The sequence below is a fragment of the Nocardia sp. 2TAF39 genome (assembly GCF_052114905.1).
Classification (GTDB): Bacteria; Actinomycetota; Actinomycetes; order Mycobacteriales; family Mycobacteriaceae; genus Nocardia.
On record NZ_JBFRFQ010000037.1, the window covers coordinates 32,736 to 54,887 of the forward strand.

Consider the following 22,152-nt stretch of genomic DNA (forward strand, 5'->3'; position numbering starts at 1 on the left):
TCCTTGTCCGGATGCGGTGTCTCGACCGGTCTCCATCCTGCCCTATCAATTCGGTATTCCATTTCGCAACATATGCGTGACATTTCTCCCGTGACCATGCCCTCGTGGTAGCTCCGCCATATGGTCCGTACTAGCGTCGAGGGGTGGCAGTGAGTCTGTTGGGGAAGGCCGGACACGCACCGGCCGCACGCGAATCAGGATTTGCCGCGCATCGAGCGGGCGTGGACCGCCTCTTGGCGAGCTACCGCGCCATACCCGAGCACGCCAACGTCCGGCTGGCGAAAAAGACTTCGAACCTTTTTCGGGCCAGAGCAAAGAACACCGCACCCGGACTTGATGTGTCGGGCCTGACCAAGGTCATCGCGGTGGACCCGATCACGAAGACCGCCGACGTGGCGGGCATGACCACCTACGAGGAACTGGTGGCGGCCACGCTCCCGTACGGCCTGGCGCCGCTGGTCGTTCCGCAGCTCAAGACGATCACGCTGGGCGGCGCGGTCACCGGACTAGGTATCGAGTCCACCTCGTTCCGCAGCGGCCTGCCGCACGAGTCGGTGCTGGAAATGGACGTGCTGACCGGGGCGGGCGAAATCCTCACCGCCACGCCGGACAACGAACACGCCGATCTGTTCCGCGGTTTCCCGAACTCCTACGGCACGCTGGGCTACGCCGTCCGGCTGAAGATCGAACTGGAGCAGGTACGGCCGTACGTCGCCCTGCGGCACGTGCGGTTTCACGATCTGCGCGAGCTGGAGGCGACCCTCGCGACGATCGTCACGGACCGGTCCTACGACGGCGAACAGGTCGATTACCTGGACGGCGTCGTGTTCACCGCCGACGAGAGCTACCTGACGCTCGGTCGCAGGACCGACGAGCCCGGCCCGGTCAGCGATTACACCGGAATGGAGATCTTCTACCAATCGATACGGCACGACGCCGCTGCGTCGTCCGGCCGCTCCGCAGGCATCGAACGGGACCGGCTGACGATCCACGATTACCTGTGGCGCTGGGATACCGACTGGTTCTGGTGTTCGCGCGCCTTCGGCACGCAGAACCCGAAGGTCCGCCGGTTCTGGCCGAAGCGCTACCGGCGCAGCAGCTTCTACTGGAAGCTCGTGGCGCTGGACCGCAAGTACAACATCGGCGACAGGCTGGAGGCCAGGAAGGGCAATCCGCCGCGTGAGCGTGTGGTGCAGGACATCGAGGTGCCGGTGGAGCGCACCGCCGATTTCGTCGAATGGTTCCTTCGCGAGATTCCGATCGAGCCGATCTGGCTGTGCCCGCTGCGGTTGCGCGACACCGGAAAACCAGCGGACGACCGCGCTGTGCTCGATGCGGCCGCTTCGCGGACGTGGCCGCTGTATCCCTTGGAGCCGAACCGGACCTACGTGAACATCGGGTTCTGGTCGACCGTCCCCACCGTCTTCGGACAGCGAGAAGGAGCAGCCAACCGCGCGATCGAGCGCGCCGTGACCGACTTCGACGGGCATAAGTCGCTGTACTCGGATTCCTTCTACGACGAGGATGAGTTCGCGGCGCTTTACGGCGGAAACACCTACACCGAACTGAAGAAACGCTACGACCCAGACCAACGATTGCTGGACTTGTATTCGAAGGCGGTGCAACGCAAATGACGACATTCAAGGACCGGTCCGACGTCTTCGCGGACCTCGGAGCCAAGCTCAGCATTGCCGAGATCTTCGAGACCCTGATCGAGGGCACCGTCCCGATCCGGCTGACCGCCTACGACGGCAGCGCGACCGGACCGGAGGACTCAGAGTTCGCGCTGGACATCAAAACGCCCCGCGGCATCAACTATCTGGCGACCGCCCCGGGCGATCTCGGCATGGCCCGCGCCTACATCTCGGGCGACATGATCGCCAGCGGTACGCATCCCGGCGACCCGTACGAGATCCTGCGGGCGTTGGACGGGCTGAAGTTCCGCCGCCCGTCCGCGTTGGCGCTGGTGGCCATCGCGCGCTCGCTCGGCTGGGAGCGCCTCAAACCGATAGCCCCGCCCCCGCAGGAGACACTGCCGCGCTGGCGCCGCATCGCCATGGAAGGCCTGCGCCACTCCAAGACCCGCGACGCCGAGGCCATCCACCACCACTACGACGTCTCGAACGCCTTCTACGAGCACGTGCTCGGCCCGTCCATGACCTACACCTGCGCAGTCTACGGCGACGAGAGCTGGTCGCTGGAGGAGGCGCAGGAGAACAAGTACCGCTTGGTCTTCGAGAAGCTGCGGCTGAAGGAAGGCGACCGGCTGCTCGACATCGGCTGCGGCTGGGGCGGCATGGTGCGCTATGCGGCCAAACGCGGCGTCCGGGTCATCGGCGCGACGCTGTCGGCCGAGCAGGCGGACTGGGCGCGGCAGAAGATCGCCGAGGACGGCCTGTCCGACCTCGCCGAGGTTCGCCACTCCGACTACCGCGACGTGCCGGAGGGCAATTTCGACGCGGTGTCCTCGATCGGGCTCACCGAGCACATCGGCGTGCACAACTACCCGTTCTACTTCGACTACATCAAGAGCAAGCTGCGCGACGGCGGCCTGTTCCTGAACCACTGCATCACCCGACCGGACAACACCCGCACCACCAAGGCCGGTGACTTCATCGACCGCTACGTGTTCCCGGACGGCGAACTGATCGGCTCCGGCCGGATCATCTCCGAGATCCAGAACATCGGGCTCGAGGTGCTGCACGAGGAGAACCTGCGCGAGCACTATGCGCTGACCTTGCACGAATGGTGCAAGAACCTGGTCGCCAACTGGGACGCCTGCGTCGACGAGGTCGGCGAGGGCACCGCGAAGGTTTGGGGCCTGTACATGGCCGGTTGTCGACTCGGCTTCCAGCGCAACGTGATTCAGCTGCACCAGGTGCTCGGCGTGAAGCTGCCCGAGGACGGCGACTGGACCGTGCCGCTGCGCCCATGGTGGCAGCCGTAATTCAGTAGGCCCCGCCGCCCGCCCCGTCCAGGACTTCATCCAGGAACAGGGCGGGCAGTTCGGTGTCACCGACGTGGGTCGCCGTAGCGGGCAGATCGCTGCGCAGCACACGCAGGATGCCGACCACGCCGGGCCCCGCGTCCAGCAGCGGCCTGGTCCAGCCGAGGTCGGCGCAGGTCGCCACGACGGGAAGCAGCAGGTTGGTGGCCTCACCGACCCAACCGGAGGCGGCCAGACATTCGGCGAGGAGCAACGCGGCATCCAATTGTGCGCGTGGCCGGTGTTTTTCGAGCATATGCCCGTGCAGCGCGCGAGCTCTGCGCACCGCCCGGTCATCGGAGCCGACTCGTCGTTGGGCGAGCAGCGCCCTGATCGCGGCGATCTCCTCCGCCTCGGCTGCGAGCACGGCCGCGCCGGTCATCCGGTGGATCGCCGACAACGGCGTCGACTCGGTGATGTCCGTGTACTGCCGGTCCGCGGCGTCCAGCGGGAGGCCGAGCCGCAGCCGTTCGGCGCGAATGTGCGCGCCGAGCCGGGCCAGCCGGTTGTCGACGGCGATGCGGACGCCCTCGTCCAGCCTGGTCGCCGCGGTGTAAAGGTCGCCACGCACCGCCTTGACCCTGGCACCGACGACAAAGGTGGAGATCAGGAAGTCCACGGTGCCCACCCGGGTGACCAGCTCGTGGCTCTCGTCGAGCAGCCGATCCGCGGTGTCGAGGTTGCCACGCCGGTAGTTCACTTCGCCGAACAGGGCAGCGGCGACGCGCGCCGAGTGTGAGTGCGGGCCAGAGCGCGCCCGCGCGGTCTCCCACGCCTGCTGGAAGCACTGGGTGGCCGTCTTGATGTCGAGCTGTTCATAGGCGGCATCTCCTCGGCAGCAGAGACCGAAGACCATGCCGAGCGGGTCGTTCGAGCGCGCGTGGTATTCCTCGGCCCATACCTGTATCTGCCGTGCACCCTCGAAGTCGAACTCGCACAGCCGCACGAACGAAGACACGTTCGCCGCGGTCGAGACCGTCCAGGCGGGCAGTTCCTCTGGACGCTCCAGGCAGTCGGCTACCCGATCCAGCACACCCTCGGTGTGGTCGCGGGCGATCTGGTCCGTCGCGGCCAGCACCATGGCCTGGCAGCGCTGCACATGCACGTCGGCGTCGGTGGACGAACCGCGGGCCAGGATGTTCGACAACCTGCCGAGCGCGTTGCGCGCCGCGCCGGACTGCTGCAGGTTCACGTTTGCCCGTGCCACCGCCATCAGCAGTTTGGAGCGCGAAGCTACCTGTTGCATAGGCAATTTCGACACGCTGCCGAGCAGCGTGGCGAGGCGGGATCCGTCGATCAGGTCCATGCCGCCGCTCTCGAGCAGGTCGAGCGCCATCTTCAGATCGGTCGCGGCGAGCGCGTGATCGACCGACTTGCGCAGCAACTGGTGCTCGGCGTACCAGCGGGAAGCCTTGCGGTGCAGTGACTTCAGCCTTCCCGGGTAGACGCGGTCCAGCCGGGTCCGCAGGTGCTCGGCGAACAGTGGCTGCATCCGGAACCACTCCGGGTCGTGCTCGATGCGCCGCAAGAACAACTCGCGCTGTTCGGCCTGCTCCAACAGCTGTTCGGCGTCCGCCTCGCCGGACAGCGCCGCGGCAAGCGAAGCGGATACCCGCTCGGTCACCGCGATCGACATCAGGAACTCGAGCATCCTCGGTTCCAGGGCGTCGAGCACGTTCTCGGCGAGGTACTCGCGAATGCCGTGGTTGCCCCCGGAGAGAGTGGCGATCAGCCGCGCTGGATCGGCGTTGCCGCGCAGCGACAGGCTCACCAGCTGGATGGCCGCGGGCCAGCCGTCGGTGGCCGCGTGGATCTCGGCCACCTGGTCGGCGGTGAGCGCGAACCCGTTGCGCTCCACCAGAATCTGCCTTGTCTCGTCCTCGGTCAGGCGCAGCGCGGCCGAGCCGATCTCGACCAGCTCGTCGTGCACCCGCATCCGGCTCGTCGGCAGCCCGGACTGCTCCCGGCTGGTCACGACGAAGCGCAGATGATGGCAGCCATTGTCCAGCAGGGCGTTCATCGCGCGGTGCGCGCCCGCGTCACTGACCCGATGCCAGTCGTCGACGATCACCACGATCGTCTTGCCACTCGCGTGGATCTCGTCGATCAGCGTGGAGATCACGAACGCGGCGGCGTCGGCAGGGCGCTCCTCCAGCACTTGGACCAAGCCGTTGCCGATGTCGGGGCGGACCTGGCGGATCGCTTCGATGAGGTGGGCGAGAAACCAGATCTCGTTGTCGTCGTCGTGGTCCACGCCGATCCAGGCGACCGCCACGTCCTGCTCGGCGAGCTCGGCGCGCCATTGCGCGGCCACCGTGCTCTTGCCGAATCCCGCGGGGGCGTGCATCATCGCGAGCCTGCGACGGCCCCCCGCACGCAGAATGTCGAGCAGGCGCGGTCGCGGCACCGGCTCGCGGGCGGGTGTCGGCGGACGGAATTTGGTCTCGGGTTTCGGGGGCATCGCGATCGCGGAAGTGCCGGTGGCGCCGGAATGCTGCGATACCGCGGGCCGCAGCGTCAGTGGCCAGCTGCGCCGGGCCGTGACGGCCGGACGGGACGTGGTCAACGTTGCCGTGGGCTCGCCGGCGGTAGTCGGCTCGGGTTCGGGCGTGGTGTCCAGCAGCGCCATCTCGTCGGGCAGTTGGTCGTGGTCGCGTTGCACGGTCCGCAGCATTTCGCCGAACTCGTAGGCGGTGGACGGGCGGTCGCGCGGATTCGGGGACATGGCGTTTTCGATGACGGCGGCCACGTCCGGGGGAATGTCCTGGTCGCGCAGGTCGGGCACCGGTTGGGTGGTGATCCGCAGAAACTGTGCGACCACCCTCTCCCCTGCCTGCCTTTCGAAGGCCGCATGCCCGGTGAGCAGCGCGAACAACGTGGAACCGAGGCCGTAGATGTCGGAGCGGACGGTCGGTTCGTCGCCCTTGAGCACCTCTGGCGCGGTGTACGCGGGCGAGCCCGTGATCAGACTGCTGGACGTGCGGAACCCGCCGGGAATGCGGGCGATGCCGAAATCGGTTAGCTGTGGCTCGCCGTAGCCACTGAGCAGGACGTTGGCCGGTTTCACATCCCGGTGCAGGATTTCGGCTCGATGCGCGCTCTCGATCGCACCCGACAGCTTCACCCCGGCCCGCAGGGAGTCGGCCCAGGTGAGTGGCCCCTGATCGCGGATGAGCTGTTCCAACGACCCGCGGTTGAAGTACGGCATCACGATCAGCGGCATTCCGGTGGCGGTGACGTCCACCTGGAGGATGTCGACGATGTTCGGATGACCGGACAGTCTGCCCATCGCTTGCTCCTCGCGGAGAAAGCGCTCCCTGCTCTCCTGGTCGATATCCGAGGAGAGCACCTTTACCGCGACGACACGGTTCAGCGTGGTCTGGATACAGCGATACACCACCCCGAACCCGCCGTGGCCTATCTCCACCGCACCGGTCAGACCCATCGCTTCGAGCTCGTCGCCGATACCGATGGGCGCCTGACTCTGTGTATTCGCTTCGGCCGCAGTCGATTCGCCGCCCGCCCCGCCCGACCGCATCTGTGGATTCATGTGATCACCTCGAACTCACATCGAATCGGTGTCGCCGGCGACCAGCTCGCGCCGACGTCGGACGGCCCGGCAACCCCTTGGTGTCCGATATGTCTGCGCATACTCCAACGTAGCGCGGCGCGAGATTTCGTGGGAGATGTTTCGAAACAGGACAGGTTCGTGCTGCCTGACCAGGATGTTCGAGCTGGTCAAGGCTCCGGAGATGGCTTGGTTTCCGGCGCGACGCGAAGCCGGCTGTTGCCCCGAACAGCGCGAGGTGCTGTTCGACTACCTCACTCGCGCTACAGCCGGCTACCAGGCCGCTGCCGAAGACCTGCGCCGCACCGACTAACCGACGGCGAGTGCGATAACCTGAGTGATCTGCTTGGCGAGGAAGTTGTTGTCGCTCACCAGCACCAGGGTGCGTTCACCGGAGGGCAGGCGCGGACCCCAGGTCATACCCTCGACGTTGTCGATCGTGGCGAGCCCGACGTCGGCAAGATCGACGAGCAGCCGCTTGGCCGCCGGACGTGCGGCGCCGATCGGCGCGTCGAGGACATCGGTCGCCGCGCCCAGATCGGCCTCGTAGATGCGGATCTTGTTGCCGACGCCCGGGACGTAGGACCGTTCCAACACAAGGAGTTTCGTCGGGTCCAGCGGGTCGGCGGCCAGGATGGAGGCGATTCCGTTTTCGCCCCGGCCGGGATCGGGACGCGACTCGGCGAACACCGGTTCCATCGGATACACGTACTGGGCGAGCGGTGGTCCGAAGCGCGCCTGGACCGTGATCCGAGCGGGCGCGCCACTGGTCGTGGTCGCCACCGGTCCGTCCTCCAGCAGCGGACCCTCCACCGACGTCAGGAACAGTGCGCCCCCGGCGGCGAAGGTCGCGCCCTCCAGCGCCAGGTTCCGCCGCGGCCCCGCATTCGGCAGCATCCGTTCGTCGCCCGGGATCGGCAGGTCACCCGCGAACGTGCCGTCGGGCCGAGCGATCCGCACCGAGGGGTCCGCGCGGACAGCTTCGGTCCGTTCGCCCTCCTGCGTCCAGTAGTAGTCGCCGGTCCACGGATCGACCCGGATCTCCTCCGGGTCGACCGACCTCGGGGCATAGGGGGTCCCTGTCGGTGTCAAGAGCGGACGCGTCCCGGTTAACGCCACCGGGCCCACCCCGTGCTCGCCGACCTCGAAGCGTGCGGTGTAGAACCGCGCGGGGTTCTTTTCGGACCCGTCGTCACTGATCAGCACATACTCGCCGGTGCGCTCCTGGTAGTCGATCCCGGACAGGCCGCCCACCGTGGTTCCCGCGAAGTTCAGGTCGTGCTCGATTACCTGCTCGCCGAGCAGCCGCACCGAGGCCGCCGCCGGATCGGCGGCGGCCTCCGGCACCGTCACGGCGGAGGTTGACACGAACGCGAGGGCACAACTGGCGACCAGGATGCGGCGGTTACGTCTCGACACGGCTCCTAACGTATCCGCAAGGGCGCACGCCACGGCGACCGGAACTGGAAATCCGCCGAGCACCCACCCGGAAAACGGCGAAAGCCCGCCACCGCGAAAAGCGATGGCGGGCTTTGACGTCGGGTTCGCGCGACGACTACTTGCGCAGCGAGGCAGGGACCTCGAAGCGCTCGCCGTAGGTCTTGGCGAGGTAGTCGGCGCGGGCCACGAAGGCCTCCTGCCCGCCCGGGTAACCGACGATGTACTGGTGCACACCGCCGGTCCAGGCCGGGAAGCCGATGCCGAAGATCGAGCCGATGTTGGCGTCGGCGGTCGAGGTCAGCACACCCTCGTCGAAGCACTTCTGGGTCTCGATTGCCTCCGCGAACAGCATGCGGTCGATCAAATCCTGCAGCGGGACGCTGAAGTCCGCCGTGGTCTTGAAGTGCTCACGCAGCCCCGGCCACAGACCGGTGCGCTTGCCGTTCTCGTCGTACTCGTAGAAGCCCGCCTTCTCCAGACGGCCCGGACGCCCCTCGGACACCATGTAGTCGATGACGTCCTGCGCCGGGTGGCGCTTGGCGCCCATGGTGGTGTCGCCCGACTCGGCGGCCTCCTGGGTCTCCTTGGCGATCTTCTGCATGAGCTTCATGTTCAGCTCGTCCGACAGCTGCAGCGGCGCAGCGGGGTACCCCGCCTGCAGACCGGCCTGCTCGATGGTCGCGGGCTCGATGCCCTCGTTGAGCATGGCGATCGCCTCATTGACGAAGGTGCCGATTACGCGCGAGGTGAAGAAGCCGCGGCTGTCGTTGACCACGATCGGGGTCTTCTTGATCGCGAGCGTGTAGTCGAACACCCTGGCCAGCGCCTCGTCCGAGGTCTTCTCACCCTTGATGATCTCCACCAGCGGCATCTTGTCGACCGGCGAGAAGAAGTGGATGCCGATGAAGTCCTCCTGGCGTTTCACGCCGGCCGCGAGTCCGGTGATCGGCAAGGTGGAGGTGTTCGAGCCGAGCAGCGCGTCGGGGGTGACGACATCCTCGATCTCCTGGAACACCTTGTGTTTCAGCTCGGTGTTCTCGAAGACAGCCTCGATCACGAAGTCGACACCGGCGAAGTCGGCCGCGTCCGCGGTCGGTTTGATCCGGTCCAGCAGCGCCTTGGACTTCTCCTCGGTGGTCTTGCCGCGGGACAGTGCCTTGGCCTCGATCTTCTCGGAGTAGTTCTTGCCGCGCTCGGCCGCCTCGATCGTGACATCCTTCAGAACGACCTGGTATCCCGCCTTGGCGGAGACGTAGGCGATGCCCGCGCCCATCATGCCCGCGCCGAGCACGCCGACCTTCTTGATCTCCTTCTTCGGCACGTCCTTCGGTCGCGAACCACCGTTGTTGATGGTCTGCAGGTCGAAGAAGAACGCCTGGATCATGTTCTTCGCGACCGGGCCGGTGAGCAGGTGCACGAAGTAGCGGGTCTCGATCAGCGACGCGTTGTCGATGTCGACCTGTGCGCCCTCGACCGCAGCCGACATGATGGCGCGCGGGGCGGGCATGTTCGCGCCCTTGATCTGTTTGCGCAGGTTGGCCGGGAAGGCGGGCAGGTTCGCGGCGAACGCGGGCGAGGACGGGGTGCCGCCGGGGATCTTGAAGCCCTTGACGTCCCAGGGCTGCACGCCCTTGTCCGGGTTGGCCTTGATCCATGCCTTGGCAGCGGGCACCAGCTCTTCGATGGAACCGACGAGCTCGTTGACCAGGCCGATCTCCTTGGCCTTGGCCGGCTTGTTGCGCTGGCCCTGCAGCAGCACCTGCATCAGGGCGTTCTGCAGACCCAGCATGCGCACGGTACGGATGATGCCGCCACCGGCGGGCAGCAGGCCGAGGGTGGCCTCCGGCAGACCGATCTGCGAACCCGGCACATCGGCCGCGATGCGGTAGTGGGTGGCCAGCGCGATCTCCAGGCCACCGCCGAGCGCGGCGCCGTTGATGGCGGCGACGACCGGCTTGCCCAGCTGCTCCAAGCGCCGCAGCGGGCCCTTGATCTCGCTGAGCTCCTCCATCAGGGCCTGCGCGTCGTTCGGGCCGACCTTCATCATGTTCTTCAGGTCGCCGCCGGCGAAGAAGGTCTTCTTCGCGGAGGTCACGACGACACCGGTGATGGTGTCCTTCTCCGCCTCCAGCCGGTCGACGGTTGCGGTCATCGACTTCTTGTACAGCTCGTTCATCGTGTTGGCGCTCTGGTTCGGGTCGTCCATCGTCAGCGTGACGATGCCGTCCGAATCCTGCTCCCAACCGATCATGTTGGTTTCACTCACAGCTCTGTGTTCTCCTTGTTGAATTGCGGCGTTCGCGGGCCCCTACGTGGTTACGCAAGCTGCCTCCTCCGGGCCCGTCGCTCACGCCGCGTGTCGAATTGCGGCGTTCGCGGGCCCCTACGTGGTTACGCAAGCTGCCTCCTCCGGGCCCGTCGCTCACGCCGCTGTGAATTCTCAGCTGCCGGTTGGGGGTCAGACCCGCTCGATGATGGTGGCCACGCCCATGCCGCCGCCGATGCACAGGGTGATCAGCGCGTAGCGGCCGTTGCGGCGCTCCAGCTCGTCGACCATGGTGCCGGTGATCATCGCGCCGGTCGCACCCAGCGGGTGGCCCATCGCGATCGCGCCGCCGTTCACGTTCAGCTTCTCGTCCGGGACTTTCAGGTCCTTCTGGAACTTCAGCACCACGGAGGCGAACGCCTCGTTGATCTCGACCAGGTCGATGTCATCGAGGGTCAGGCCGGCCTTGGCCAGCGCCTTCTTGGCGGCCGGGGTCGGACCGGTCAGCATGATGGTCGAGTCGGCGCCGCTGGTGGCGGTCGCGACAACGCGGGCACGCGGGGTGAGCCCCGACGCCTCTCCCGCTTCCTTGCTACCGACGAGCACGAGCGCGGCACCGTCGACGATGCCGGAGCTGTTACCGCCGTGGTGCACGTGGTCGATCTTCTCGACGAAGTAGTACTTCTGCAGCGCCACCGCGTCGAAGCCACCCATCTCACCGATCACGGCGAAGGACGGCTGCAGCTTGGCCAAGTCCTCGGCGGTGGTGCCTGGACGCATGTGCTCGTCCTTGTCCAGCACGATGATGCCGTTCTGGTCCTTGACCGGGACGATCGACTTGGCGAAGTAGCCGCCGGTGGTGGCCTTGGCGGCCAGCTCCTGCGAGCGCACCGCATAGGCGTCGACGTCGTCGCGGCTGAAGCCCTCGATGGTAGCGATCAGGTCGGCGGACACACCCTGCGGAACGAAGTATGTGTCGTAGTTGGTGGCCGGGTCGAGCGCCCACGCGCCGCCATCCGAACCCATGGGCACGCGGGACATGGACTCGACGCCGCCGGCGAGGACCAAGTCGTCGAAGCCGGAGCGCACCTTCTGCGCGGCCAAGTTGACGGCCTCGAGGCCGGAGGCACAGAAGCGGTTGAGCTGGAAGCCGCCGACGGTGTCGGGCAGTCCGGCCACGGTCACCGCCGTGCGGGCGATGTCGGCGCCCTGGTCGCCGACCGGCGCGACCACGCCGAGAATCAAGTCGGAGATCCGGTCCTCGTCGAGGTTCGGGAAGCGGCCGCGCAGCTCCTGGATCAGACCAACAGTCAAGTCGATCGGCTTGACCGAGTGCAGCGAGCCGTTCTTCTTGCCGCGGCCGCGCGGAGTGCGGATGGCCTCGTAGATGTAGGCCTCTGTGGTCATATCGGAGTGTTCCTTCCTTAAAGGTGCGGCGGCCGGACCCGTCCGTCCGGGCGCTCTGTGCGGCAACACCGCATGCTGCGGCGTGGCTGCGGCTGACCTCATCGACCGGCCCTGCGACCGACCGTCCTGACGCTGTACAAAACAGGGCAAGCAACAGCGAACGTATGTTCCCGGTCGCCCGTACACCTGGGCCTACCATAGAACCTCGTCGTACCGAAGCTCACGGCCACCCGTTCATACTACCGGCGGTGTGCGAACTCCGGTTAACTTAACGTCGTCGGAGCGGCGGTTGTCAACCGTCCAACCGTGTGGCACCAAGCTCACTCTTCAGCAATTCGAGAGCGACCTCGTCCGGGTCGCGCCGGTCGCCGGGAGCCACCGGATCCGCGGCGGCGGCCAGCATCTCTTGCTCCTCCTCCGGCGTCGAGGCGGGAACGACCCCGTCGTTGTCCCATCCCCTGCTGGTCGCGGCGTCGTTGCCGCTCGCAGCGGTATCGAACGGCGCCGCGTCCGCGGGGCCTGGATCGTCCGGCAGATCGGGGTAGTCGGGCGGTGGAATATCGTCATCGCCGCCGAATGGACGCGAGTCGGAGCGACCGGGGCGCGGCCGGCCGGCACCGGTCGGCTGGTCCGCACCCGCATTCCTGGCCTGACTCGGGCGTGAGAAGCGCGGCAGCGCAGCGGCATCCGAACCACGTCCGGCCGCGTTGCCCGATTCACGTCCCGAGGCTTGGTTGCCCACCGATCCGCGCGCCCGATTCCCCCCGCCCCCGGACCGGGGTGCCGCGGCAGGCCGCGGCGCCGCACCACCCGCTTCCCAGCGCACCTCATGGTCGCGACCGAGCACAGCGCGCACCGCCGACCGCACCGCTTCCAGATTCCGCGGGTCGGACAATCGCTGCGCCAGTGGGGCGTGCTGATGCGCGAACACGATGACATTGCCCTCGACGCGCGACACCGACGCGCCGGCCAGCATCGCCTGCACGGCCGCGCCGAACTCGCGCACCTTGGTACGGATCTCCGCCCAGGCGGCTTCCACCTCCCGCAGCAGGTCACCGCTCTGCGCGACGGGTTCCGGTTGCCCGGGTTCGTGCGCCGAGCGGGCTTCCGCAGGTGCGGTATGCGCGGACCCAGCGGCCGACGGCGTGGCCCGAGCCGCCGCTGCGGCGCTCGCATCTGCGGCCTGCGCAGCGGACGCATCCGTCGGCTGGGTCTTCGCGGCGAAGGAAGGCCCGTCAACCGCATCACCTGAGGAAATAGGCTGTGCCGCCGCAAGGTGCGGGTCGTGGACAGCGGGAGGACGGCGACTCGAGCTCGATTCGGCGGCGGGTGCCGATCCGGACCGTTCGACTGCGGCTGCGGAACCACCTGGAGCGTTCGCGGAGTCGGCCACCGAACTCGGGTGGGCAGCCACAGGGCTGGACATGGTGGGCCCGCCTGGCGACGAAAGCGCCGCGCTACCATATGAACCACCCGATGCGTCCGACGCGGCACCCGAGGAATCCGGTCCGGAAGTAGCGGCGGCATGCCGCCCCTCCTCCGCTCCTACGACCGACGACCCGGACGCATCGACCTGCGCAGATCGAGCGTCTTCCTGGCCGGGACCAGCACTTCGAACGTCAGGTGTGCTGACGGGCAGCTCGCTGGTGGCGGACCCGCCACCAGCCGAGGACGCGCCGGACGCACCACGACCGGCGGATCCGATATGCGTCCCACCCGCTGCGGGAGCCTCGCCAGCGATAGGCACTGTGCGATCAACGGGTCCGGTATCGGCAGATGGCGCGTCACCGCTAGGCGCCACACCACCGGGACCACCGCCCTGTGCCGTATCGCTTGTAGGCACCGCAGCACCGATAGGTGCGCTATCGCCAACGGACGCGGCACCACCGGTTTCAGCAGCATCCGCCGACGCGGCGGACCCAACGGCCGATGCCGCACCGGCAGGCGGGTTGCCGCCATGGTTCTCACGGCGAATTGCAGCCAGTGCCTCCGCGCCGCGGCGACGCGGCGGATCGGACTGCGATCCACTCGCAGGCGCGGGCCGGGCCTGCGCGGTAGCCGGCGTCGAAGACGCGGTGGGTGCGGCCGCGAGGGAGCCGCTCGCCACCCCTCGCTCCAGTCGTTCCAGACGCTGCAGCGTGGCGGATTCGGCGTCGGAGACCGAGGGCAGCAGCATGCGGGCACAGACGACCTCGAGCAGAAGTCGAGGCGCGGTGGCACCGCGCATCTCACCGAGCCCTTCGTGCAACAGCTCGGCGTAGCGGGTCAAGGTGGCCGAACCGAGACGCTCGGCCTGATCGCGCATGCGGTCGAGCACGTCGCCGGGCCCGGTGACCAAGCCGCGATCGGTGGCGTCGGGCACCGCGCGCAGCAGGATCAGGTCACGGAAGCGGTCGAGCAGGTCGACGGCGAAACGGCGCGGGTCGTGTCCCGCCTCCATCACCCGATCCACCGTGCCGAACAGCGCCGCGCCGTCGTCGGTGGCCAGCGCCTCGACGGCGTCGTCGATCAGCGCCACGTCGGTGACGCCGAGCAGAGACACCGCGCGGGAATAGGTGACGCCCTCGGGGCCCGCGCCGGCCACAAGCTGGTCGAGCACGCTCAGACTGTCGCGCGGCGAACCGCCGCCCGCGCGAATCACCAAGGGGTATACCGCTTCTTCGACCGGCACGTGCTCCTGCTCGCAGATCCGGCCGAGCAGCCCGCGCATGGTCGCCGGCGGCAACAGCCGGAACGGATAGTGGTGTGTGCGCGAGCGGATGGTGGGCAGCACCTTGTCCGGTTCGGTGGTCGCGAAGATGAAGATCAGGTGGGCCGGCGGCTCCTCGACGATCTTCAGCAGCGCGTTGAAGCCCGCGGTGGTGACCATGTGCGCCTCGTCCACGATGAACACCCGGTACCTGGACTCGGCGGGGGCGTAGAAGGCACGGTCGCGCAGCTCGCGGGTGTCGTCGACACCGCCGTGGCTCGCGGCGTCGAGCTCGATCACGTCCAGGTTGCCCGGGCCACCAGGGCCGAGCGCCACACAGGACGGGCAGACGCCGCACGGCGTCGAGGTGGGACCCTGCACGCAGTTCAGCGACCGGGCGAGAATGCGCGCCGAAGACGTTTTGCCACAGCCCCGTGGACCGGAGAACAGATAGGCATGACTGATCCGCCCCGTGTCGAGCGCGATACTCAGCGGGTCGGTGACGTGCTCCTGACCCACCACCTCAGCGAACGTTGCCGGTCGGTACTTTCGGTACAGAGCCACGGCCAGAGGTTACCGGCGAGCACCGACAAAGAACATTCCCGCCCGGTGCGGCTCGGCACGGACGCATAGGCCACCGAATATGTGGCTCAGATCACAAGATGCGCCATGACTTCTTATGGCCCACTCCCCGGCGCGCAATATGGCAACGCATCAGCAATCACACATCGCCGCCAACCGAACCCGGACGTTTGTCGCCCTTTTCTCCCTCATAGCGCGGAAACATGTACTCACGCCCCGCTTCGCCGCAAGTTTGCGGACATAACGAAACAGTCAACGTTGGTGACATGATGCAATCGTCTGGCTAACGTGGCTGTCGGCAACTTCGGTAGCCAAACCTTCATCAGGTTGGTGACCCCGGCCGGTCCCTCATCCCGACCGGGGCACAACCAACGAGTTCGGCCCACGGTGACCAGTACCAATTCCCACACTTCCACCGGAGGAAATTCCACCGTGCCGTCGTGTGACGACATCGCCGCCGCCTGGCTGTCCAGTACCGATTTCGCAGGCGATCACTCCGCCGTCGCCCTGCTGAGCCGGGCGATCAGCCCGCAGGACTTCGCGATCAAGCGCGATTCGCTGCCGGTGACCGCCGCAGCCGACCCGGCCACTTCCGCCGCCATTCTCGAACTCCTGGAACGCGGTCAGGTTCCGACCATAGCCGCGATCCGCACCCTGACCACCCAGAACGAGATGCGCCGCGAGGCTGAGCGCATCGAGCGGCTCGGGCGGCGCGCCCAGCGCAGCATCGACGACTTCGGCCGGGTACTCGCCAGACTGGCCGATGCGCACTGGACCTCGCATGGCATCGGACCGACGCGCCGCGATGTGCTGTGCTCCGAGCAGATCATGACTCTGATCCGCAGCCGCATCGGCAATATCGCACCATCGGCCGTGAAGCACCTGTGGTTGATCGAGCGGGCACAGCGTGCAGGCTGGATCGCCTCCAATGCCAATCCCCGATCCCTCTGTGCCGCACGGCGTTTCCACGCTGCCCAGTACGGCAACCGGGTATCGCTGCGCCCGGTCAACACCATCGGCACCGCGGTCGCGGCCTACCTCAACGACTACCTCGCCGAGCACGGACGCCCGCCGCGCTGGTCGGTGGTCACACAGGAATTGCGCGACGACCGAGGCCGCCGGATCTTCCACAACACCGCCGACGCCCGCGCTCAGCAACTCTGGTTGACCACGGCGGAGTGGGTGGAGATGCACGACGACTTTCCCGTCCCGGGCCGCAGGGGGCTTCGGGCAATCCGCAAGTCCCGCGGCTGACCCCTCAGCGCATCCCGAGCCTCTCGACACCCATAGGTTAACGGCGTTACCCTAACGGCGTTTACCTGTCGAGCGGAGCACCCCTGATGCTGACCCGGATAGCCCGATTCACGACCCGATTCCCGCGTGCCGTACTCGCAGCCGCGTTCGCTCTCGCCGTGCTGTGCGGCATCTTCGGCGCAACCGCGGCCACGCACCTGAAATCCGGCGGGTTCACCTCGAGCGATGCCGAGTCCGCACGGGTGGTCCAGCTGATCGCCGACAACTTCAGCGGCGCCGCGCCCAATTTCGTGCTGCTGGTCAGCTCCGACGCCGGTGCGAACGATCCGGCTACCAAGGCGGCGGGAATCGGGCTGACCGACACCCTGAAATCCCGCGCTGACGTGCAGGGAGTCCAGTCCTACTGGACCGCCCCGCCCCCGCTGTCGACCGCCCTGCGCAGCAGCGACGGCAAGATCGCCTTGGTGGTCGCCTACCTCACCGGCGACGAATCCCACGTCCAGCAGTCCGCGGGCGAGCTGACCGATCAGCTCACCGGTACCTCCGACGGCGTCACGGTCCGCCAGGGCGGCATCGCCGCGATCTACCACGACGTGACCGAGCAGACCACACGAGACCTCGCCCTCGCCGAAGGCGTCGCGTTGCCGCTGGTGATGATCGTGCTGATCCTGGTTTTCGGCAGCCTGATCGCCGCCGCGCTGCCGCTGGCGATCGGCTTGTTCGCGATCGCGGCGACGCTGGCCATCCTGCGCTTGTGGACGCTGTTCACCGATGTCTCGATCTACGCGCTGAACATGACGACTGCCATGGGGCTCGCGCTGGCCATCGACTACAGCCTGTTCATTGTGAGCCGCTATCGTGAGGAACTCGGCAACGGCCTCGACCCGACCACGGCCACCATCCGCGCCGTGCAGACCGCGGGACGAACCGTGCTGTTCTCCGCGCTCACCGTCGCCCTCTCGATGGCCGTGCTGAGCGTGTTCGACCTGTACTTCCTCAAGTCTTTCGCCTATTCGGGCGTCGCCGTGGTCATCGCGGCCGCGGCCGCCTCGATCCTGATCCTGCCCCCAGCGCTCGTGCTGCTCGGCCATCGGGTGAACGCCCTCGATCTGCGAGTTCCCCTTCGTCGGCTGTTCCGTCTCGGCACGCCCGCTCCGGTCCCGCCTACGCCGGAGGAGACCCGCTGGTACCGAACGGTCTCCGCGGTAATGCGCCACGCGGCGCCGGTCGCGCTCGTGCTCATCGTTGTGTTGCTCGCGCTCGGCGCACCGTTCCTCTCGGTGAAGTTCGGCTACCCCGACGACCGGGTGCTCCCTGCCAGCGCCGCCAGCCGTCAGGTCGGTGATGTATTGCGCAGCCAGTTCCCGCAGGCGGACCCGGCTGCTACCACAACGATCGTGTTGGACGGCTACCGCGGCGATACCGCGTCGATCGGCGCGTACGCCGCCGAGCTGTCCAAGGTCGACGACGTGCCCGCCGTACAGTCCAGCGCCGGGATCTACGTCTCTGGATTCCGTCTCGCGGCGCCCCCGCCCGGTATGGCCAATGACACGGGGACCTACCTCAACGTCGCCACCAAGCTCGACCCCTTCTCCCCCGCAGGTGACCGGCAGCTGCAAGCGATCCGGGCGGTACCCGCGCCGGGCCCCGCGCTCTACGGCGGCGGCGCGGCGATCAACGCCGACTCGCTGGACACACTGGCCGCCCGGCTGCCACTCGCGGGTGCGCTGATCGCGCTGACCACCTTCGTCGTGCTGTTCCTGTTCACCGGGAGCGTCGTGCTTCCGATCAAAGCGCTTGTGCTGAATACGCTTTCGCTCGCCGCCGCGTTCGGTGCGATGGTATGGGTATTCCAGCAGGGCCACCTGTCCGGGCTACTGGGGTTCACCCCGGTCGGCTATCTGGTGCCGACCATGCCGATCCTGATGTTCTGCTTGGCCTTCGGCCTGTCGATGGACTACGAGGTGTTCCTGCTCTCGCGGGTGCGTGAGGAGTGGCTGGCCGAGCACGACAACACCCGCGCGGTCGCGATCGGCCTCGCCCGCACCGGTCGCATCTTCACCGCGGCCGCCGTGCTGATGGCTATCGTGTTGGGCGCCCTTGTCACCTCGAAGGTGTCGTTCATGCAGTTGATGGGGCTCGGACTCACGCTGACCGTGCTCGTCGACGCGACAATCATTCGTGGCCTGCTCGCACCGGCGCTCATGCGGTTGCTCGGCCCGGCGAACTGGTGGGCGCCCGAACCGCTGGCCCGCCTGCACGGCAGGATCGGACTGACCGAGGTCGACCATACGTCCGTGACACCCGATCTCGAAACCGCAGACAGCCCATGATCGGCTCGCACCGGCCGCGATCGCCGCGCGGCTCCGGAGCCCAGCTACGCGAGGAGATCCTGCGCGCCACGGCCGACCTGCTCGCACGTGCCGGTGCCGCCGAGGCGGTGTCGATCCGCGCGGTGAGCAAGCTGGTCGGGGTGAGCGCGCCGTCGATATACCGGCACTTCGCGGACAAGGACGAGCTCATCGAGGCCGTCGTTGCCCAGGTCTTCGAGGACCTCACCGAGGCGTTGCGGACGGCCACCGACCCGGCGACATCGCCGATGACCCAGCTGCGTGACCAGGGCATGGCCTACGTCCGGTTCGCCCTCGCGCATCCCGAACAGTATCGGCTGGCGACCGCGCCCACGAAGATCGGAGGCGCGGTCGACCAGGTGCTCACCAGCGGAGCGTTCCAGCATTTCGCGGCAACCGTACACAAGTGCATGGACGAGGGAACGATGGCCCCGCGCGATCCACTGCCCGTCGTGCTGGAACTCTGGTCCGTCGCCCATGGCATCGCCTCCCTGCTGATCGCCAAGCCCTACCTACCCTGGGGCGACGTGGAAGCGGCCGCGTCGCGCGTGATGGGCGCCGCGTGCATCGGATACAGCGTGCTCGACCTGATCGGCGATGATTTGCCGACACCGGAAACGGTTACCGCCTGGCTCGGCCGGCTGAGGCTCGACGCGGACGAATTGCGCCATCGCCTCAGTTCACCTCGCCCGCCGATGCGGTGAACGTATTGCACTGGGCCGCACGGTTTTTGTCCAAGCCCGTCTCGAACCACTGACCGCCGTTCTCGGACGTGCCGTGGTCGCGCATGTCGCCGGCCTGGTCACCACGACCGTATGCGTCCTTGCGGGCCAAGCTGACCTGCGGGTTGGTCAGTGAGCCGCCACCGGCCGAGGACGAGAGGTACATGCCGTCGAAGCAGTTGGCCTGCAACTCGACTCGGCGCGACAGCTCCAGCCCCTTGGCACTGCGCGGGCCCGCGTCGGCCCGATCACTGTTGGCCTTGCGCAGAATGCCGGACATCGCCTGCACGTGGTGCCCGTACTCGTGTGCGAAGACAGACAGGTAGACCACCCAGTTGTCCTTGAAGTAGTCGGTCTGCAGTTGGCTGATCGGCATGTAGATGGTCTTGTTCGCCGGGCAGTAGAACGCGGCGAAATTGCTCGTCGAGCCGGTGCACGGCGTCGTGATGCCCGTCGTGGTCGCGCTGACGTTCAGTGCGGGCGGCTGAAACGGCAGATTCGCCTTTCCCAGCACCGGTTTCCACGCCCCCTCCAGGCATGACGCGGCGCTTTCGAAGAACTTGCGCGCGGCGTCGACCTGGGTGCCCCACGGGGAGTAAGCGCACCGCGCCGGGAGCAGCGTCACGTTCGGGTCTGTGAGCAGCGGGTTGCTGCCCGTCTCGGCCGGACCCGTCGAGCCGTCTGGCTGAGGAGCGAAAGTGAAAGTGGGCTGCGGACCGGACGGGCCACTGTTGTTCCGTCCGACGGAGACCGCGTTACGCACCAGCCCTCCGGCGACGAGGAACACGACGACGATCAACAGCGCCACCCATCCTCCGCCGCCCCGTTTGCGCGGCGGTGGAGACGGCGGCCGTCGGCCGGGCGGACCGTAGGGCATCGGCGGAGGCACCTGCGGGCGATAACCCGGTGGCGGACCGTAAGTGGGCGGTGAATAACCGGGCGGCGGACGATATCCCGGTGGCGGACCATAACCGGGTGGCGGACCATAACCGGGTGGCGGACCATAACCGGGTGGCGGACCATAACCGGGTGGCGGACCATAACCGGGCTGGGGCGGAACCGGGCGCCCGCCATGCGGAACCGGTCCGTATCCGTACGGTGGTTGTGTCACGCCCCCGTACCCCCTCGTCTCAGTGATCGCCGACAGCCGCTGACGCAGGATAGCAAGCTGTCTAGAGTAGGCAGCCATGCTGACTTTTCGGGGGGGCGCCCTAGGCGCGCTGCTTCTCGCCACCGCGGGAATGCTCGCGACCGCCCCGATTGCCCACACGGAGCCCGCACCGAGCGGTGTGACCATCACCGCCGACCTGAAACTCAGCCGCGAAGGCGTCCTCGAGGTGGTAGAGCAGGTGGCGGTGCCGCCGGACGGCTCGTTCCGGATGTCACTTCCACTGCGGCTGCATATGAGCGATGACGTCGAGCGGGTTTTCCAGGTCACCGACGTGGACACCGAGGGCGCGGGCACGGCGACGGTGGCCGACGACCAGTTCACCATCGAGGCGCGCCCCGGCGAATCCACCTTCAAGTACTCGGTGCGCAACACCGTCAGTGACGCGCCGGGTACCCAGGTTTTCCATTGGCTCGGCGTGCTGAACACCGACATCGCCTCGATCAGCGCCTCATTGATCAGCCCGAGCTTCGAGATGGGCATCGTCGACTGCAAACTCGGCCCGCCCGGCAACGCCCGGCCGTGCGCCGACGTCAAGATCGAGACCGACGGGGTGCTCTTCCTCGAGCAGAGCGACCTGCACAAGGGCGACGTCATCGATCTGACCCTGCAACTGCCGCCCGGCACCGTGCCGAGCAACGCCGACGTGCGCGACAGTGGTGACGCGGGCCCGTTCACGATCACCACGCCAGTGCTGGTCGCGTTCGGTGTGCTGCTGCTCGCGCTGGCGGGCGTGATCGCCTTCGCGCTGCGGGCCCGGCGCCGCGACGTCGCAGCAGGCGGTGGTTCGGACACGATCGATCCGCTGCTGCGCGAGGGTGAGCGTGTGCAGTTCATCTCGCCGGACGGAGCGCTGCCCGGGGAGGCGGGCCTCCTGCTGGACGGGCACGTCGATCCGGTCGATATCGCCGCGACGGTGGTGGATCTCGCAGTGCGCCGGTATATCCGGGTCACCCCGCTCGGCGACACCGACTGGCGGATCGACCGGGTGAACGCACCCGACGACCAGCTGCGCGACTACGAGAAGGCGGTCTACCGGGCGCTGCTACCCGACGGCACCGCCGCGGCGACCGTCACCGACCTACGAAAGCCGGGCCGCGTGCAATCCGGTCCGGTGCGCACCGCCTTGCTGGCCGACGCCGTCGCCCGCGGCAGCTTCACCGATCGCCGCCGCCCCGGCCTCGCGATATGGCTGGGCGGCGCGCTGGTCGTCGCGGGCATCGCCGCGACCGTCGCGCTCGCGCTCACCTCCGGGCATGCCCTGGTCGGCGTCGCCATCGCGCTCGCCGGCGTCGCGACCCTGCTGCTTCCCAAGTACCTGCCGGTCAGGACCGCGCGTGGGTTGGAGCTCACCGGGCGGATCCGTGCACTACAGCGCGGCCTGGAAGCGACTCGGCGCGAACAGATCCCGCCGCTCGACCAGGAGACGGTGTTCTCCCGCGCCCTGCCGTTCATGGTGATCGGCGGACGCGCCGACAACTGGATTCGCGCCTTCCGCGACCTCGACCCATCGGCCGACTCCCAGCCCGGCCTCTACTGGTTCAGCGGCTTCGAACGCGACCGCAGCCTGCAGCGCTTCGCGGGACACTTCCCATTCTTCATCACGGCGCTGGAAGGTCTGTTCGCCACCGCCGGTGATCCACGTCGTTGACGTCCTCCCCGCTTGAAGGCGGGGGATTCCGGTCTGGGCGACGTACTACGCCGCGCTTCCAGGTCGGA

General features: G+C 67.6%; 13 protein-coding genes. 7 read left to right on the forward strand and 6 right to left on the reverse strand.

What is annotated here, in order from left to right; translation table 11 throughout:
* Nucleotides 1–149 precede the first annotated feature (149 nt).
* Both AB4Z47_RS21680 and AB4Z47_RS21685 read left to right on the forward strand, forming a co-directional pair.
* Nucleotides 150–1,634, forward strand: coding sequence for an FAD-binding oxidoreductase (locus AB4Z47_RS21680; RefSeq protein WP_441953164.1), 1,485 nt, complete (start codon nucleotides 150–152; stop codon nucleotides 1,632–1,634).
* On the forward strand, nucleotides 1,631–2,947 hold the full coding sequence (locus tag AB4Z47_RS21685) for a class I SAM-dependent methyltransferase (RefSeq protein ID WP_441953135.1): 1,317 nt from the start codon (nucleotides 1,631–1,633) through the stop codon (nucleotides 2,945–2,947). Before AB4Z47_RS21680 ends, AB4Z47_RS21685 begins: the two co-directional genes overlap by 4 nt.
* 1 nt (nucleotide 2,948) lies before the next feature.
* On the opposite strand, the gene AB4Z47_RS21690 is transcribed toward AB4Z47_RS21685, so the two are convergent.
* On the reverse strand, nucleotides 2,949–6,536 hold the full coding sequence (locus tag AB4Z47_RS21690; RefSeq protein WP_441953136.1) for a protein kinase domain-containing protein: 3,588 nt from the start codon (nucleotides 6,534–6,536) through the stop codon (nucleotides 2,949–2,951).
* Nucleotides 6,537–6,711: 175 nt separating this feature from the next.
* On the opposite strand from AB4Z47_RS21690, the gene AB4Z47_RS21695 reads away from it, so the two are divergent.
* Entirely contained in the window at nucleotides 6,712–6,867 is a 156-nt protein-coding gene (locus AB4Z47_RS21695; RefSeq protein WP_441953137.1) for a hypothetical protein, read from the forward strand.
* On the opposite strand, the gene AB4Z47_RS21700 is transcribed toward AB4Z47_RS21695, so the two are convergent.
* From AB4Z47_RS21700 to AB4Z47_RS21715, 4 genes are all read right to left on the reverse strand, one after another.
* Nucleotides 6,864–7,973, reverse strand: a complete 1,110-nt coding sequence (locus AB4Z47_RS21700) for an esterase-like activity of phytase family protein (protein WP_441953138.1) — start codon at nucleotides 7,971–7,973, stop codon at nucleotides 6,864–6,866. The two genes, AB4Z47_RS21695 and AB4Z47_RS21700, sit on opposite strands and share 4 nt — an antisense overlap.
* Before the next feature lie 136 nt (nucleotides 7,974–8,109).
* Complete coding sequence (locus tag AB4Z47_RS21705; RefSeq protein ID WP_441953139.1) at nucleotides 8,110–10,260, reverse strand: 3-hydroxyacyl-CoA dehydrogenase NAD-binding domain-containing protein; 2,151 nt, start codon at nucleotides 10,258–10,260, stop codon at nucleotides 8,110–8,112.
* 192 nt (nucleotides 10,261–10,452) lie between these two features.
* Nucleotides 10,453–11,667, reverse strand: coding sequence for an acetyl-CoA C-acetyltransferase (locus AB4Z47_RS21710; protein WP_441953140.1), 1,215 nt, complete (start codon nucleotides 11,665–11,667; stop codon nucleotides 10,453–10,455).
* Nucleotides 11,668–11,959: 292 nt separating this feature from the next.
* Nucleotides 11,960–14,920 carry a DNA polymerase III subunit gamma and tau gene (locus AB4Z47_RS21715; protein ID WP_441953141.1) on the reverse strand — a complete coding sequence of 987 codons (2,961 nt, stop codon included), beginning with the start codon at nucleotides 14,918–14,920 and terminating at the stop codon, nucleotides 11,960–11,962.
* Nucleotides 14,921–15,325: 405 nt separating this feature from the next.
* Here AB4Z47_RS21715 and AB4Z47_RS21720 point away from each other — a divergent pair, with 405 nt between their 5' ends.
* The 3 genes from AB4Z47_RS21720 (at nucleotide 15,326) to AB4Z47_RS21730 (ending at nucleotide 19,247) form a co-directional block, all read left to right on the forward strand.
* Nucleotides 15,326–16,192 (forward strand): hypothetical protein, encoded by an 867-nt coding sequence (locus AB4Z47_RS21720; RefSeq protein ID WP_441953142.1) that lies wholly within the window; start codon nucleotides 15,326–15,328, stop codon nucleotides 16,190–16,192.
* 86 nt (nucleotides 16,193–16,278) lie between these two features.
* Nucleotides 16,279–18,525, forward strand: a complete 2,247-nt coding sequence (locus AB4Z47_RS21725; protein ID WP_441953143.1) for an MMPL family transporter — start codon at nucleotides 16,279–16,281, stop codon at nucleotides 18,523–18,525.
* Nucleotides 18,522–19,247, forward strand: coding sequence for a TetR/AcrR family transcriptional regulator (locus tag AB4Z47_RS21730; protein WP_441953144.1), 726 nt, complete (start codon nucleotides 18,522–18,524; stop codon nucleotides 19,245–19,247). The genes AB4Z47_RS21725 and AB4Z47_RS21730 overlap by 4 nt, the downstream gene beginning before the upstream one ends.
* Here AB4Z47_RS21730 and AB4Z47_RS21735 read toward each other — a convergent pair.
* Nucleotides 19,219–20,073, reverse strand: coding sequence for a neutral zinc metallopeptidase (locus AB4Z47_RS21735; protein ID WP_441953145.1), 855 nt, complete (start codon nucleotides 20,071–20,073; stop codon nucleotides 19,219–19,221). The genes AB4Z47_RS21730 and AB4Z47_RS21735 overlap by 29 nt on opposite strands.
* Nucleotides 20,074–20,452: 379 nt before the next feature.
* On the opposite strand from AB4Z47_RS21735, the gene AB4Z47_RS21740 reads away from it, so the two are divergent.
* On the forward strand, nucleotides 20,453–22,084 hold the full coding sequence (locus AB4Z47_RS21740; protein ID WP_441953146.1) for a DUF2207 family protein: 1,632 nt from the start codon (nucleotides 20,453–20,455) through the stop codon (nucleotides 22,082–22,084).
* The last annotated feature ends 68 nt before the right edge of the window (nucleotides 22,085–22,152 follow it).

Bases quoted from the DNA above. Each gene is read 5' to 3' on its own strand.
- AB4Z47_RS21710 (WP_441953140.1), bottom strand. From the start codon at position 11,667: ATGACCACAGAGGCCTACATCTACGAGGCCATCCGCACTCCGCGCGGC.
- AB4Z47_RS21685 (WP_441953135.1), top strand. From the start codon at position 1,631: ATGACGACATTCAAGGACCGGTCCGACGTCTTCGCGGACCTCGGAGCC.
- AB4Z47_RS21690 (WP_441953136.1), bottom strand. From the start codon at position 6,536: ATGAATCCACAGATGCGGTCGGGCGGGGCGGGCGGCGAATCGACTGCG.
- AB4Z47_RS21725 (WP_441953143.1), top strand. From the start codon at position 16,279: ATGCTGACCCGGATAGCCCGATTCACGACCCGATTCCCGCGTGCCGTA.
- AB4Z47_RS21695 (WP_441953137.1), top strand. From the start codon at position 6,712: ATGTTCGAGCTGGTCAAGGCTCCGGAGATGGCTTGGTTTCCGGCGCGA.
- AB4Z47_RS21740 (WP_441953146.1), top strand. From the start codon at position 20,453: ATGCTGACTTTTCGGGGGGGCGCCCTAGGCGCGCTGCTTCTCGCCACC.
- AB4Z47_RS21730 (WP_441953144.1), top strand. From the start codon at position 18,522: ATGATCGGCTCGCACCGGCCGCGATCGCCGCGCGGCTCCGGAGCCCAG.